Here is a 14,278-nt window from a genome sequence, read left to right as displayed (position 1 = left end):
AAAGGCCAGTGCTGCCGTGGTGACCCACGAGCAGGGGCAGAAGCAACTGCAGGAAGCAGGCTTCAGCGCCTTCTCACTGTGAGTGCTTGATGGTCTTGCCTAACAGGCTGTTGAAAATCTATCTGCGTTGCAGAATACCGCGTCAAAAACAGGCTCAAAATGCTCATTTAGCTCACTAAACTCCGCTTTTTCGCCTGTTTTTTCCTTGTCTCGGCGGCCTCGATAACGTTTTTCAACAGCCTGCTAAAGGCAGGGCCCGTCGTGTCTGGCAGGCAGAGGAGTCGCCTCTGCCTGCCAGCCTTGAAGTGAGCCTTTGCTGCAACAGCAGCGTCAGTGCAAGGGCAGAAGAGTGAATCCGATACGAGTCATGCTGGTCGATGACCACGATGTTGTGAGGGCGGGCTTTTCCCGGCTGCTGGAGTCGTCCGGTGATATTCGCGTGATTGGTGAAGCGCGTCTGGCGGAAGAGGCGGTACAGCAGTACCCGCAGCTGCAGCCCGATGTGGTTATCATGGATATGTCGATGCCCGGCCTCGGTGGACTGGAGGGGATTAAACGCATCTGCAGCAATCATCAGGACGCTAGGGTGCTGGTGCTCACTGTGCATGAGAATGAGCCCTTTCCGCAGCGTGCGATTGCCGCAGGTGCCAAAGGCTACCTGACCAAGCGCTGTGCTCCTGAGGAGTTGCTGGAAGCGGTCAACAAACTGGCCAACGGACAGGAGTATTACGCCACCAACGTGCGCTCCATCCTGAAAAAACAGTCCCGGGAAATCAGCGAAGGTGACGCGCTGACCCGCCGTGAGTTCCAGATATATGAGCTGATGGCTCGCGGTCTCAGTGTCAGCGAAGTGGCGGATACCCTGCACCTCAGCGTGAAGACCGTCCATACCCACCGCGCCAATCTGATGCGTAAGCTGGATGTTCGCAATAATGCTGAGCTGGTCATGCGTGCCGTGCAGGACGGCATGCTGGAGCAGTAACGCCTGCCATTGCTCCCCGTATTACCTTTCTCCCAAGGTGAATCTGGCGAACACCACATCGCCAGATTCACCACATTTCGCGGTTTTGCCCTCTGGCTGTAACGAACGGTTATTAAACTTCCTCAACAGGATGCTTGGGTTTTGACCTGATTCGCCTCTAGTATCAGCATTGTTGTGTGCAGTGCAGCATAAATGTTGCATGCCAGGAGTCAGAAATACGATTCTGACCTTTCCGGTGAGCGGTGTAGTCCACCAGCAACATCTCCCGCCGGCGAACTGGCGGGCAGGAAGGGTTTACCTCCCTTTCGTGCAGGACCAGGTGGTAAGGCGCTGGCGGCCTGAAGTTGTGAGCCGTATCAACGTCACCGATTCTCTTTGATAGCTCCCGTTCATGTCGGTAACGGGCTCACAGGAGTGGTTTATGTTGAATACCGAAGGCTTCGGTTCATTGTGGAATGTCTGGGCAGACGGGCTCAGCTATGGCGTGGATGCGATCCAGCGCTCAGTGCTGTTTACCGATGTGTTGCGCCAACGCGGGGAGCGCTACCACCAGCACATGGCCATGCGTGTACCCCATGTGCTCAGTTTTGATGCCGATCTGGTTGCCGATGGGCGCGAGCTGCCTGATCCGGCAGCCTATGGTCTGGCGGTTATTGTGCCGCCCGAAGGGATCGAAGTGGACATGCGCAAGCGACCTTTCGTGGTGGTGGATCCCCGCGCGGGTAACAGCCCCGGTATTGGTGGTTTCAAGTCCGACAGCGAAATCGGTGTAGCACTGCGTTCCGGGCATCCCTGTTACTTCATCGGTTTTCTGACCTACCCGCTGGAAGGACAGACCATTGAAGCGGTTATTCGTGCGCATCATCACTTTCTGGAAGTCGTACGGGCACGCCATCCCGAAGCGGAAGGCAAGCCGGTGGTGGTGGGTAACTGTCAGGCTGGCTGGCAGGTCATGATTGCCGCTGCCCTGCGGCCAGAGCTGTTCGGGCCGCTGATCATCGCCGGTACGCCGTTGTCCTACTGGGCGGGTGTGCGCGGGCAGAATCCCATGCGCTATTCCGGTGGATTGCTGGGCGGCTCCTGGATGACGGCGCTGACCAGTGATCTGGGCAAAGGCGTCTTTGATGGCGCCTGGCTGGTGCAGAACTTCGAGAGTCTGAACCCCGCCAATACCCTATGGACCAAGCAGTATCATCTCTATTCCAATATCGATACCGAACCGGCCCGTTATCTGGAGTTTGAAAAGTGGTGGGGCGGTCACGTCTACCTTAACGGCGGTGAGATGCAGTACATCGTCGATAATCTGTTCATCGGTAACCGCCTGACAGCCAACCAGATGGTCATGGCGGATGGCACCCGGGTTGATCTGCGTAATATTCGTTCGCCCATTATCGTGTTTTGCTCCAAGGGCGATAACATCAGCCCGCCCCAGCAGGCGCTGGGCTGGATTTCCGATCTGTACGACAGCGGCACCGATGTGCAGGCCCGCGGTCAGACCATCATTTACGCCATTCACGACAGCATCGGTCACCTCGGCATTTTTGTTTCCGGCAAGATCGCCCGCAAAGAGCACAACGAGTTTGCTTCCAATATCGACTTTATCGATGTCATGCCACCGGGCTTGTATGAAGCCATCATTACGCCCAAGGCGGCGGATGCCACGAATGCCGAACTGGCACATGGTGACTACATTCTGGAGTTCGCCGGTCGGGGCATGGATGACATCCGGGCGGTGGTGCAGGAGCGTGAGGATGACAACCGGCGTTTTGCCGCGGTAGACCGCCTGTCACAGATCAATCTGGGCTTGTACCGCCAGTTTATGCAGCCCTGGGTCAGAGCCATCAGTAATGATGTGTCGGCTACTGTCATGCACCGCTTGCACCCTTTACGGGTCAGCTACGAAATGTTCTCGGAGATTAACCCGTGGATGACCCCTGTACGCTGGATGGCATCCTTCATTGATGGCAACCGGCTTGCCACGACGGAAGACAATATTTTCACCCAGATCGAGCGTCAGATGTCTGGCTGGCTGGAGTCTGCTCTGGACCGCTATCGCGATAATCGAGACATGCTCAAAGAGCAGATATTCCTGGCCTTTTACGGCTCGCCCTTGCTGCAGGCCATGCTGGGCCTGAGCGCCAGCGACGCCGAGGTGCGCCCCCATCCCGGTGCGGACCCTGAGTTCCGTGCCTATCTCGATTTCCACCACAAGACATTGCGTCAGCACATGACTATCGGTGGCATCCGCGAAGCCATGACGCGCTCGCTGATCTATGTGGCGCTGGCCACACGGGTCACCGATGAACGCAGTTTCCATGTGCTGCAGCAGTTCCGCGAGGCTCATGCCGAGCGCCTGTCATTGCACGATTTCAAAGCCTTGTTGCGTGACCAGTTCCTGATGCTGCGGCTGGACGAGCCGCTGGCCGTGGCTTCCATTCCCTCACTGTTACAGGGCGTCCCGGCTGCCACTATCGAAGAGACGCTGGCACTGGTGCATTCCACGCTGACGGCCCCTGGCCCTCTGCCAGCCGAGGCGCAGGTGCGTTACGACGAAATCGTTGCCCTGTTCAAGGGGGTGATCAGTGAGCAGGTGGCCAAGGCAGAGGCAACTGCTGCGAAGGCCGAACCAGTGATCAATGGCAAGTCCAGGCCGGTTCTTGAGCGTAGCGATGCCGTGCTGGCGGAAAGTCATCCCGCCGTGGTTGAGGTCAAGGCGGACGATGCGGTGGCGAAAGTCAGTGATGACAGTGTTGCTGCAGGGCAGGAACAGGCGGGTGTCGCTGCTGAGGTAATCGCGCAGCCTGTCCAGACGAGTGCTGCGGCTGAAGCTGCTCCGGCACCTCGCCGTGCCAGCACTGCACGTAAGCCCAAGGCCACCCGTGCTGCCAAAACAACGGCTAGCAGCAACACTAAAACCACCGCAGCCAGAAAGGCACCTGTCGCCAGCAAAACGTCGACAGCAGGAAGCCGTCGCAAGCCTGCTACGACGACCACTAAAACACCTGCTGCGAACGCCGGAAAAGGTGAAGAAAGCGGCAGCTGACAGGCAAAGGACTTTGACTCTGAACGTTATCAACGCCATAAGTGCCTGATCAGCATCAGGCACTCAGGTTAACGATATGGCTCAGGACAGGGATGTCATCGCATCCAAATGGATGTTTTACCTGCGGGAAATGGCACATCGTATGTGGTTCCGCGCCAGCCTCTACTGTGCGCTGGCCATTGGTACGGTGTTGATCAGCCCGCTGGCGAACAGCTGGGTACCGGGGCACTGGGCGACCGTGCTCGGTGCCTCCTCCATCGACAGTATTCTCAATATTCTCGCCTCCAGCATGCTGGCGGTGACGACCTTTTCTCTGACCACGGTGGTATCCGCCTTTGCTACGGCATCCTCCAGCACCACACCCAGAGCGACCAAACTGCTGATCGAAAACGCCGACGTACACAGTGCGCTGGCGACCTTTCTGGGGGCATTTCTGTACGCCATCGTCGGTATTGTGGCGCTCAGCACGGATATCTACGCTGATGGCGGACGGGTGGTGCTGTTTGGTGTCACGGTGCTGGTGATTGTGCTGATCACGGTGACCCTGCTGCGCTGGATCGATCAGATATCGCACCTTGGCCGGGTAGGGGAGACCGTCAATCTGGTCGAATCCACCACCCGTGAGTCGCTGATCCGCCGGGCACGTCAGCCCTATCTGGGTGGTCAGCCCTATGAGCAGAGCCCGGTGGCCGGTACCCACATCAATACTCTGCTGGTGGGTTATGTGCAGTACGTCGACATGGGTAAATTGCAGGTACTGGCTGAGCAGTACCAGTGCCGCATCCATCTGGAGAGTCAGCCCGGCGAGTTTCTGGTGCCCGGCCAGCCGCTGGTCAGTGTCGATACGACTCCCGCTGAAGCACTCTGTCAGGCGGTGCGTGCAGCCATCGTGATTGGCGATGCCCGCACCTATCATCAGGATCCGCGCCTCGGGCTGATAGTGCTTAACGAGATTGCGATCCGGGCGTTGTCGCCTGCTATCAATGATCCCGGCACGGCCATTGACGTCATCGGAACCTGTGTGCGGCTGCTGCACACCTGGGCAGAAGAGCGACAGCTGGCGAGCACCGCTGTGGCGATGCAGGAGCAACACCAGCCACGCGGCTATCAGCCGGAATATGATCGCATTTACGTGCGGGCACTGGCGGAAGAGGACTTTTTCCGAGATGTGTTTGTACCGATTTCCCGTGATGGCGCTGCCTTTGTGGAGGTCGGGATCTGGCTGCAAAAGGCCCTTTATGGACTACAGGGCTGTGGCTTCGCGCCTTTCCACGGGCTGGCGCTGGCGTTTGCTGAGCAGGCGCTGGCACGTTGCCAGCACGCCATGTCTGCTGAACAGGATATTACGGCTGTCACCGAGCACTTTCGTAAACTGAAAGTGGATCGCTGACGATGCAGAGGCTCAGCTGCCGAACGCCTGTGCAGGTGCCAAGCCGCCAGCTCACTCTCTGGCTGCCAGAGGATCAAGCATTCCGGTGGCGATGACCATGGCGACCAGTTCGGGCAGGCTGTCCGCGGCGAGCTTTTTCATTACCCGGGCGCGGTACAGGTCGACGGTTTTGACGCTGATATCCAGTTGCTCGGCGATTTCCCTGTTACTGAAACCTTTGGCCAGTGGCAGCAGCAGATCACTCTCACGCGGTGTCATGTCCGCCAGACGTGCCTGAATACTGGCGAGCTGCTGCTGCCGTTGCCGCTGGGCGGCGTGGCTTTGTAAGGCCTGCTGTACGCTGTCGAGCAACAGCTGTTCATTGATGGGTTTTTCCAGAAAGTCACAGGCGCCCGCCTTGAAAGCCCGCACCGCCAGCGGCACGTCGGCATGACCGCTGATAAAGATGACCGGCAGTTGTACCTGCCGCTGGCGCATGGCCTCCAGCACGTTGAGACCGCCCATGCCGGGCATACGAATATCCAGCAACACGCAGGCGTTGATGCTGGCGTCGCACTGCTCCAGAAAGCTTTGCCCGCTGGTAAAGGGGCGCGTTTCAATCCCCACTGAGTCGAGCAGCCAGACCAGCGAGTCGAGCATGCCCTGATCGTCATCCACCACGTAAACGATCTGTGATGTGGTTGTATTGTTCGTCGTCACTTTGCTTCCTTGGGATAGTTCAACAGAAGGCATATCACTGCTTGTCTGTGAAGGCATTGTCGGCGTGAATGGCGGGCAGGCGGCACTCGAACACTAACCCGTCAGGGTGAGTCTGCGCCTCCAGCGTACCGCCAAAACCTTCCACCAGTGTTCGGCTGATGGACAGGCCAAGACCAAGGCCATCGGCCTTGCTGGTAAAGAATGGGGTGAAGATCTGCGCCAGACGCTCCTCGCTGAGCCCGGGGCCGTGATCGATGACCTGCACACAGACCCAGTTTTCCCGACAGCGATAGCTACGCACGGTGACCTGAGATCCGCTGTGGCCATGGCGCTCGCGATTGGCATCGATGGCGTTGCGCAGCAGATTGATCAGCACCTGCTCCAGCAGCACCGGATCGACAAAAATGTCAGGCAGGGCGGCCTGAAGCTCTGTCAGCAGCTGCACCTGTTTTTCGTTGGCATCCCACTGGCACAGCATCAGGGCATGGCTGATCACGCCGTTGGCATCCAGTTTCTGCAGGCGAGGCTGACCTTTGCGCAGAAAGGCCCGCAAGCGTTTGATCACTTCGGCGGCATGATTGGCGTGGAGGGTAATACGCGTCAGCCCTTCAGCCACCTTGTCATGTACCTGATCCTGTCGGGGCAGACGTTTGAGATAACGCAGGCTGGCACCGGCGTAATTTACTACGGCGGCGAGGGGCTGATTCATCTCATGAGCGATGCCGGATGCCAGTTCTCCCATGGTTGTCAGACGGCTGGCGTGAGCCAGCTCCTCCTGATGGCGGCGCAGCTGGCTTTCGCGCAGTTCACGCTCGGTCATGTCACGTGCCACCACAGAGAAGTAGCGCACGCCATCGGCCGCGGTATGTGACAGCAGCACCAGTGATACCGGCAGAGCATGACGATGATGATGGTGCAGGTACATTTCTGCGCGCCATGCCCCTTGCTCCCGCGCCGTCTCCAGTCCGTCCAGCAGACGCTGACGGCTGCTGTCATCTAGCAGGCTGTTCAGCGTGGGGAGTGGCTGCTGGCCATGCTGAGTATTTTTATCGCCATCGCCATCTCTATTGATTGACGGCTCGACCCAAAGCGCGCGTCGCGCTGCCTGATTGATATAGGTCAGATCGCCCTGACCATCGAGAAATAGCACCAGATCCGTGGTGGCCTCAATGACGTCGGCCAGACGATGACGTATCTCCTCGGCCTTGACGCGCGCGGTGACATCACGGCTGACACTGACCACTTCGATCACCTCACCGGAGTAAGCATCACGGATGGCGTGGCTGGCGGTTTCAAACCACAGATAGTGCCCCTGACGATGGCCTATGCGATAGGTCATGGTGTGCCGCCCGGTAATTTCCAGCTCTTCGCGGGCGGTGAACAGGCGGTGGCGGTCTTCGGGATGCAGCAGGTGTTTGGTCTGAATTCCGCGCAGCTGTTCCGGCCAGTAACCAAGCAGCGTCCAGGCGGCTGGAGAGGCATCAAGGAAGGTGCCGTCCGGGGAGTGGTGGGAGATCATGTCACTGGTATTTTCGGTGATCAGGCGATAAAGCCGGCTCGCCTCTGCGGCCTCCTTCACGCTGCGCCGCTCGCGGGTAGCGTCGCGTCCCCGAGCCAGCACCTGCTGGCTGGCCAGCTCAGGGATGAAGCTCCACAGCAGAATGCGCTCCTCGACCTGATGCTCAACGTCCTCAATCGCTCGTTGCTGACGCAGGCTGGCGCTGACCAGTGCTGCCACATTGAAGGGCAGCAGCTGTATGAGGGGGACCTGCAGTTCACCGAGCAGATGCTGCAACGCCTGATTGCTTTGCAGGGGATGGGCGCTGGCATCAAGCACAGCACCGGGCTGAGGGTCGTTGTAGAGCAGCATAGAAGGGTGGCTTCCGGAGTGATGCTGAGCGTAGTGACAGGATTCTAGTCTAGTGCGGTATTTTTATATAGTAAAAATACTATACCACTATAGTGATAATTGTATTTTTTCTGGTGATTGCCTATAAAAGACAGCAGCCAACAGGAGTGCAGTACGCCAGTCCGATCAGGAGTGGGCGCTAAGCCCCTGTGTTGCGGTAGTCACAGCCACGCAGTGCATAACAACAACAGCTAGCGGAAACAGCCATGACCTCCATCTACGATCAGCATCTGGAGCAGCACACCACCAACCATGTGCCGTTGTCTCCTCTGGGTTTTATCGAGCGTACCGCCAGTGTCTACCCGCACCGGCCCGCCATGATTCACGGCAGTCAGCATTTCACCTGGCAGCAAACCTATCAGCGTTGCCGCCGTCTCGCTTCCGCCCTGCAGGGCAGGGGAATCGGCAAGGGGGATACCGTCGCGGTGATGCTGCCCAACATTCCGGCCATGCTCGAAGTGCACTTTGGGGTGCCCATGGTCGGTGCCGTGCTCAATACCCTGAATATTCGTCTCGATGCCGAGAGCCTGGCGTTCATGCTGGAGCATGGCGAGGCGAAGGTGTTGATCGTTGATCGTGAATTTACCCCGGTGATAGCGCAGGCGCTGGCGATGCTTGACCAGCCGCCGCTGGTCATTGATGTCAATGACCCTGAGCTGGGCTCGGCAGAAGCGATCAGTCCGCTGGATTACGAAGCCTTTCTGGCCGAGGGCGACCCGGAGTTTGTCTGGCGTTTGCCTGACAACGAGTGGGATGCCATTTCGCTCAACTACACCTCAGGCACGACCGGCAATCCGAAAGGTGTCGTCTATCACCACCGTGGTGCTTACCTGAATGCACTGGGCAATACCACGGTCTGGTCCATGGGCCAGCACCCGGTCTATCTGTGGACGCTGCCCATGTTCCATTGCAATGGCTGGTGCTATCCGTGGACGGTCACCGCCTGTGCCGGTACACACGTCTTCCTGCGCAAGGTGGACCCGCAACGTATTCTTACCCTGATTCGCGAGCAGCAGGTGACCCATATGTGCGGCGCACCCATCGTGCTTAATGCGCTGATCAACATGCCTGAGTCAGCCAAGGCGGCTATTGATCATCCGGTGCAGGCCATGACCGCGGGGGCTGCGCCACCCGCCAAAGTGATTGGCTCGATTGAGGAAATGGGCATCCATGTCACCCACGTTTATGGTCTGACTGAAGTCTACGGCCCTGTCACGGTCTGTGCCTGGCACGGTGAATGGGATGAGCTGCCGCTGGAGCAGCGCGCCAGAATCAAGTCTCGTCAGGGGGTACGCTACCTCACGCTGGACGGGCTGCGAGTCGCCAACCCGGCCACCCTGCAGGACGTACCGCGCGATGGCGAAACGCTGGGGGAGATCTTCATGCGGGGTAACACCATCATGAAGGGTTACCTGAAAAATCCGGCGGCCACAGCAGAAGCTTTTGCCGGTGGCTGGTTCCATACCGGCGATCTGGCGGTATGGCATGCCGACGGTTACGTGGAAATCAAGGATCGCCTGAAAGACATCATCATTTCCGGTGGGGAGAATATTTCCACCATTGAGCTGGAAGATACCCTCTACAAACACCCGGCGGTGCTGGAAGCCGCCGTGGTGGCGCGGCCGGATGAAAAATGGGGAGAAACACCCTGTGCCTTCATCACACTCAAGGCCGATCATCAGGAGGTGAGTGAAAAAGACATCATCGCTTTCTGTCGCGAGCATCTGGCGCACTTCAAGGTGCCGCGCAGTGTGGTGTTTGTGCCCCTGCCCAAAACCTCCACCGGCAAGATTCAGAAGTACGTGCTGCGTGACTGGGCCAAAGATCCCAGCCAGATCCGGGTGGACGAGCTGAGTTAACTCTCTGAACAGACAGAGAGCGAGTGCAATGGTCATCAGCCGGTCAAGCGGTTGTGTTTACCTCTGAGAGGGGTATAACTGAGCTGTTTATGCCGCAGGGCAGCAACATCGTCCCGGCGGCAGGAAAGCACAAGCGAGGACCGGCTAATGAGCAACGACAAGGTAGGTGCTGAGTTGAAAATTGGAATCGTGGGCGCAGGGCAGATGGGCGGTGGTATCGCTCAGGTGGCAGCGACATCTGGCTTCAGTGTGGTGCTGGCTGACATCAGTCTGGATGCGGCGCAAAAAGGGCTGGCAGCGATCCAGAAGCGGCTGGACTCACAGGTCAGCCGCGGCAAGCTGCAGGCTGACGACGCGGCTGCCATCAGTCAGCGTATCAGCGCAGTAGGTGAGCTGGAGCAACTGGCTGACTGCCAGCTGGTGATTGAAGCGGCCAGTGAGCGGGTCGACCTCAAGCTCGAACTGTTCCGCAAACTGGACGGTATCTGCCATGAGGATGCCATTCTGGCTTCCAACACCAGCTCCATTAGCATCACCACGATTGCTGCCGTCACCCGACGCCCGCAGCAGGTCATCGGCATGCACTTCTTCAACCCGGTGCCTGCTATGAAACTGGTCGAGGTGATCGGCGGACTGGCGACCAGTGACGATACCTTCAGCAAGGTCATCGCGCTGGCTGAACAGCTGGGTAAATCACCGGTCAAATGTCAGGACAAGGCAGGCTTTGTGGTCAACCGTATCCTGTTGCCCATGCTGAATGAGGCCTGCTTCGTGCTGGAAGAGGGCGTGGCCAGCGCTAAGGATATCGACACTGCCATGACACTGGGCTGTGCTCATCCCATGGGGCCGCTGACGCTGGCAGACTTTATCGGTCTGGATACCTGTCTGGCCATCATGGAAGTACTGCACCGTGATCTTGGTGACGACAAATACCGGCCTGCACCCCTGCTGCGCAAATACGTAGCGGCAGGCTGGCTGGGCAAGAAATCAGGAAGAGGATTCTTCAGCTATGAGTGACAACGAACTGGCTCTGCCTGCCTTTTCGACACTGCTACTGAGTGAGCCGAACAAAGGCATCTATACCCTGGAACTGAACCGCCCGAAGCAGCTGAATGCCATTGATTCCACCATGCTCAATGAGCTGATGGAGGCCATTCGCTTTCTGCAGGGCGCTGAGGATGTGCGGGTGCTGTTGCTGACCGGCGCCGGAGAGAAGGCCTTTGCGGCCGGCGCTGACATCAGTCAGATGAGTGGCCTGGATGCGCTGGAAGCCCGCCATTTCTCGCAACTGGGCAATGAGGTCTTCGCCGCACTGGAACGCCTGCCGTTTGCCACCATCGCGCTGGTCAATGGTTTTGCTCTGGGGGGAGGCTGTGAGCTTGCCCTCAGCTGCGACTTCATTCTGGCCAGCGACAAGGCACGCTTTGGCCAGCCTGAAGTGACGCTGGGCGTACCGCCCGGTTTTGGTGGCAGTCAGCGCCTGACCCGTCTGGTTGGGCGGGGCATGGCCATGGAATTGCTGCTAAGTGGCCGCATGGTCGATGCCACCGAAGCGGTACGCATCGGTCTGGCTAACCACGCTTACGCCGCAGAAGCACTGCGGGAAGAAGGCATGAAGCTGGCGCAGAAGATTGCTGCCAACGGCCCGGTGGCGGTGCGTTTGACCAAGGAGCTGGCACATCGCGGTCCGCAACTGGATCTGACCGCCGCCTGTGCACTGGAGAGTGATCTGTTTGCCCTGGCCTTCTCCACGGAAGATCAGAAAGAAGGCATGACGGCCTTTCTGGAGAAGCGTCCGGCGGCGTTTAAAGGGCGTTAAGCGCATGAACAGGTTTTAAGCACTGCGGTTGTTACGCGTGCTGTACTCGTGGTGATTTGCTGTCTTCTGGGCAGAGTTACATTGTGACAACGATGCAAATAACGCAGTGATTATGGAGTCAGTGCAGCTACGTGGGGGCGATCAGGAAGGATTCGGGAGCAAATATAACGAATGCTCTTAGAACATAACTTATTGATCTAGAAGCGCCATCTGCCAGCTCTGGTTATAACCGAAAGGCGTCTGCATGATAGACAAGCCGTTCGGATAGGCCGGACACGATTGGGTGCTTTGCGTAGCACTGCGGTTGTCTGACTCCTGTGCAGTAACGTGTCTATGACCTGTTCCAGGAGCGCTGATGCGCTGGCAACCAGCGCATCAGCGTTACCGCAAAACTGAAAGACCTGGGTTCTGGCACACAACTTTTTGGCTTACACAGGGGCAGCAGGAACGCGCTGCTTCGCATAACAAGAGAAAATTGCTGATGAAAATACTGGTCGCCGTAAAACGAGTCATCGACTACAACGTCAAGGTCAGGGTGAAAGCTGATCAGTCGGATGTGGATCTGGCCAACGTCAAGATGGCTCTCAATCCCTTCTGTGAAATCGCCATTGAAGAAGCCGTGCGCCTGAAGGAAAAAGGCGTCGCCTCCGAAGTGGTGGTGGTTTCCATCGGTGCCAAAGCCTGTCAGGAGCAAATCCGTACTGCGCTGGCGTTGGGTGCTGATCGCGGCATTCAGGTGGAGGCGGAAAATATCGATGCGCTGTCTATTGCCCGCCTGCTGGCCAAAGTCGCCGAGCAGGAGCAGCCCGGCATGATCATTCTCGGCAAGCAGTCCATCGACTCAGACAACAACCAGACCGGCCAGATGCTGGGTGCACTGCTGGACTGGCCGCAGGCAACCTTCGCCTCGGAAGTGGTTATCGAGGGCGACAGTGCTCAGGTAACCCGTGAGGTGGATGGCGGTCTGCAGACGCTGGCGATCAGTCTGCCTGCGGTGGTGACCACCGATCTGCGCCTTAACGAACCACGTTACGCTTCGCTGCCTAACATCATGAAAGCCAAGAAGAAACCACTGGACGTGCTGACCCCTGAACAGCTGGGCGTCAGTGTCGGCAATGCTCTGACCCTGGTGAAGGTCGAGCCTCCTGCAGAGCGTCAGGCGGGGATCAAAGTAGGTTCTGTGGATGAGCTGATCGAAAAACTGCGTAACGAAGCGAAGGTGCTGTGATGACTATTCTGGTAATTGCCGAACACGATAACCAATCCCTGAAGCCCGTTACCCTGACCACACTGGCTGCTGCCCAGCAGATTGGCGGTGATGTAGACCTGCTGATCGCAGGCCATAACTGTCAGGCGGTTGCCCAGGCGGCAGCGACCATCAGCGGCGTGCGTAAAGTACGTGTGGCAGACGACGCCGCCTACGAGCATCAGCTGGCTGAAAGCCTGAGCAATCTGGTGCTGTCTGCCGCGGAAGGCTACAGCCACATCCTTGCTGCCGCGACCACCACCGGTAAGAACTTTCTGCCACGCGTTGCTGCACTGCTGGGCGTCAACCAGTTGTCGGAGGTCTCTGCGGTCCTGGCGGCTGATACCTTCAAACGCCCGATCTACGCTGGCAACGCTATTGCAACCGTCAAATCAGCCGATGCGGTCAAGGTCATGACTGTGCGTGGCACCTCGTTTGAGCCTGTCGCTGCTACTGGCGGTACGGCAACCATCGAGCCTGTGGCGGTGGTGGGTGCGTCTGCGGCTTCCCGCTTTGTGAAGGAAGAGCTGGCGGTGTCTGATCGCCCGGAACTGACCGCTGCCAGCAAGGTGGTTTCCGGTGGTCGTGGTGTGGGTTCCGGCGAGAACTTCAGTGTGATCTATGCACTGGCAGACAAGCTGGGTGCTGCGGTAGGGGCTTCCCGTGCTGCAGTGGATGCGGGCTTCGTACCCAACGACATGCAGGTCGGACAAACCGGTAAGACGGTGGCACCTGAGCTGTATGTGGCTGTGGGTATCTCCGGTGCCATTCAGCATCTGGCCGGGATGAAAGACTCCAAGGTCATCGTTGCTATCAATAAAGACGAAGAAGCACCGATCTTCCAGGTAGCTGACTACGGTCTGGTGGCTGATCTGTTTACTGCGGTACCGGAGCTGACCAGCAAGCTCTGAGTGATGCTGACAGGTTGCACTGTGGCAGGCACACTGCCTGCCACAGTGTGCCCGTCGCTATGCTGACCTCACCTCCTCAAGGGTGAGACTGCCCGGTACACGCCTCTTAACAGGTCGTTGAAAATCTATCTGCGTTGCCGAATACCGCGTCAAAAACAGGCTCAAAATGCTCATTTAGTTCACTAAACTCCGCTTTTTCGCCTGCTTTTTCCTTGTCTCGGCTGCCTCGATAACGTTTTTCAACAGCCTGTTAAGTTCAGATTCACCGCTGATTTCCATATCGATCCTCTTTGCCTCACAGGCGAACCTGTTGTTCGACCTGAACCTGTATGCACGTCTGCACACTGCTGAATTTGAGGCTGTACGCAGCGATATGTGCAAGATGACACCCTCGGGAGACCGCCATGAGCACCTATACCC

The 14,278-nt window shown here is 57.9% G+C and carries 11 protein-coding genes; 8 read left to right on the top strand and 3 right to left on the bottom strand.

The window, feature by feature from the left end; translation table 11 throughout:
* Nucleotides 1–349 precede the first annotated feature (349 nt).
* The 3 genes from WH50_RS25380 to WH50_RS25370 all read left to right on the top strand — a co-directional run bounded on the left by WH50_RS25380 (nucleotide 350) and on the right by WH50_RS25370 (nucleotide 5,415).
* Nucleotides 350–982 carry a response regulator gene (locus tag WH50_RS25380; protein WP_104151620.1) on the top strand — a complete coding sequence of 211 codons (633 nt, stop codon included), beginning with the start codon at nucleotides 350–352 and terminating at the stop codon, nucleotides 980–982.
* 421 nt (nucleotides 983–1,403) lie between these two features.
* Nucleotides 1,404–4,025: a DUF3141 domain-containing protein gene (locus WH50_RS25375; RefSeq protein ID WP_207780493.1), complete on the top strand. Its 2,622-nt coding sequence runs from the start codon at nucleotides 1,404–1,406 to the stop codon at nucleotides 4,023–4,025.
* 76 nt (nucleotides 4,026–4,101) lie between these two features.
* Entirely contained in the window at nucleotides 4,102–5,415 is a 1,314-nt protein-coding gene (locus WH50_RS25370) for a DUF2254 domain-containing protein (protein WP_110190227.1), read from the top strand.
* Between the two features lie 51 nt (nucleotides 5,416–5,466).
* Here WH50_RS25370 and WH50_RS25365 read toward each other — a convergent pair whose 3' ends face one another.
* Nucleotides 5,467–6,114 (bottom strand): response regulator transcription factor, encoded by a 648-nt coding sequence (locus tag WH50_RS25365; RefSeq protein ID WP_279305963.1) that lies wholly within the window; start codon nucleotides 6,112–6,114, stop codon nucleotides 5,467–5,469.
* A gap of 34 nt (nucleotides 6,115–6,148) precedes the next feature.
* Complete coding sequence (locus WH50_RS25360) at nucleotides 6,149–7,984, bottom strand: PAS domain-containing sensor histidine kinase (protein WP_110190223.1); 1,836 nt, start codon at nucleotides 7,982–7,984, stop codon at nucleotides 6,149–6,151.
* Between the two features lie 245 nt (nucleotides 7,985–8,229).
* Between WH50_RS25360 and WH50_RS25355 the strand changes: the two genes are divergently transcribed.
* From WH50_RS25355 to WH50_RS25335, 5 genes are all read left to right on the top strand, one after another.
* Entirely contained in the window at nucleotides 8,230–9,882 is a 1,653-nt protein-coding gene (locus tag WH50_RS25355; RefSeq protein WP_110190221.1) for an acyl-CoA synthetase, read from the top strand.
* Nucleotides 9,883–10,029: 147 nt separating this feature from the next.
* On the top strand, nucleotides 10,030–10,899 hold the full coding sequence (locus WH50_RS25350; RefSeq protein WP_110190219.1) for a 3-hydroxybutyryl-CoA dehydrogenase: 870 nt from the start codon (nucleotides 10,030–10,032) through the stop codon (nucleotides 10,897–10,899).
* Nucleotides 10,892–11,701: an enoyl-CoA hydratase-related protein gene (locus tag WH50_RS25345; RefSeq protein ID WP_110190217.1), complete on the top strand. Its 810-nt coding sequence runs from the start codon at nucleotides 10,892–10,894 to the stop codon at nucleotides 11,699–11,701. Before WH50_RS25350 ends, WH50_RS25345 begins: the two co-directional genes overlap by 8 nt.
* A gap of 481 nt (nucleotides 11,702–12,182) precedes the next feature.
* Nucleotides 12,183–12,929 (top strand): electron transfer flavoprotein subunit beta/FixA family protein, encoded by a 747-nt coding sequence (locus WH50_RS25340; RefSeq protein WP_104151529.1) that lies wholly within the window; start codon nucleotides 12,183–12,185, stop codon nucleotides 12,927–12,929.
* On the top strand, nucleotides 12,929–13,858 hold the full coding sequence (locus WH50_RS25335) for an electron transfer flavoprotein subunit alpha/FixB family protein (protein ID WP_110190215.1): 930 nt from the start codon (nucleotides 12,929–12,931) through the stop codon (nucleotides 13,856–13,858). Before WH50_RS25340 ends, WH50_RS25335 begins: the two co-directional genes overlap by 1 nt.
* A 174-nt stretch (nucleotides 13,859–14,032) precedes the next feature.
* Here WH50_RS25335 and WH50_RS26740 read toward each other — a convergent pair.
* Nucleotides 14,033–14,278: hypothetical protein (locus WH50_RS26740; RefSeq protein ID WP_207780490.1), on the bottom strand; the 246-nt coding region annotated here is incomplete at its 5' end.

The sequence above is a fragment of the Pokkaliibacter plantistimulans genome, assembly GCF_003194385.1.
Lineage (GTDB): Bacteria > Pseudomonadota > Gammaproteobacteria > Pseudomonadales > Balneatricaceae > Pokkaliibacter > Pokkaliibacter plantistimulans.
The sequence above is the reverse complement of the archived record's forward strand: the minus strand, read 5'-3'. Positions and strand labels throughout refer to the sequence as shown.

Coding starts and splice junctions, on each gene's coding strand:
- WH50_RS25355 (WP_110190221.1), top strand. CDS start 8,230: ATGACCTCCATCTACGATCAGCATCTGGAGCAGCACACCACCAACCAT.
- WH50_RS25345 (WP_110190217.1), top strand. CDS start 10,892: ATGAGTGACAACGAACTGGCTCTGCCTGCCTTTTCGACACTGCTACTG.
- WH50_RS25370 (WP_110190227.1), top strand. CDS start 4,102: ATGGCTCAGGACAGGGATGTCATCGCATCCAAATGGATGTTTTACCTG.
- WH50_RS25375 (WP_207780493.1), top strand. CDS start 1,404: ATGTTGAATACCGAAGGCTTCGGTTCATTGTGGAATGTCTGGGCAGAC.
- WH50_RS25335 (WP_110190215.1), top strand. CDS start 12,929: ATGACTATTCTGGTAATTGCCGAACACGATAACCAATCCCTGAAGCCC.
- WH50_RS25360 (WP_110190223.1), bottom strand. CDS start 7,984: ATGCTGCTCTACAACGACCCTCAGCCCGGTGCTGTGCTTGATGCCAGC.
- WH50_RS25340 (WP_104151529.1), top strand. CDS start 12,183: ATGAAAATACTGGTCGCCGTAAAACGAGTCATCGACTACAACGTCAAG.
- WH50_RS25350 (WP_110190219.1), top strand. CDS start 10,030: ATGAGCAACGACAAGGTAGGTGCTGAGTTGAAAATTGGAATCGTGGGC.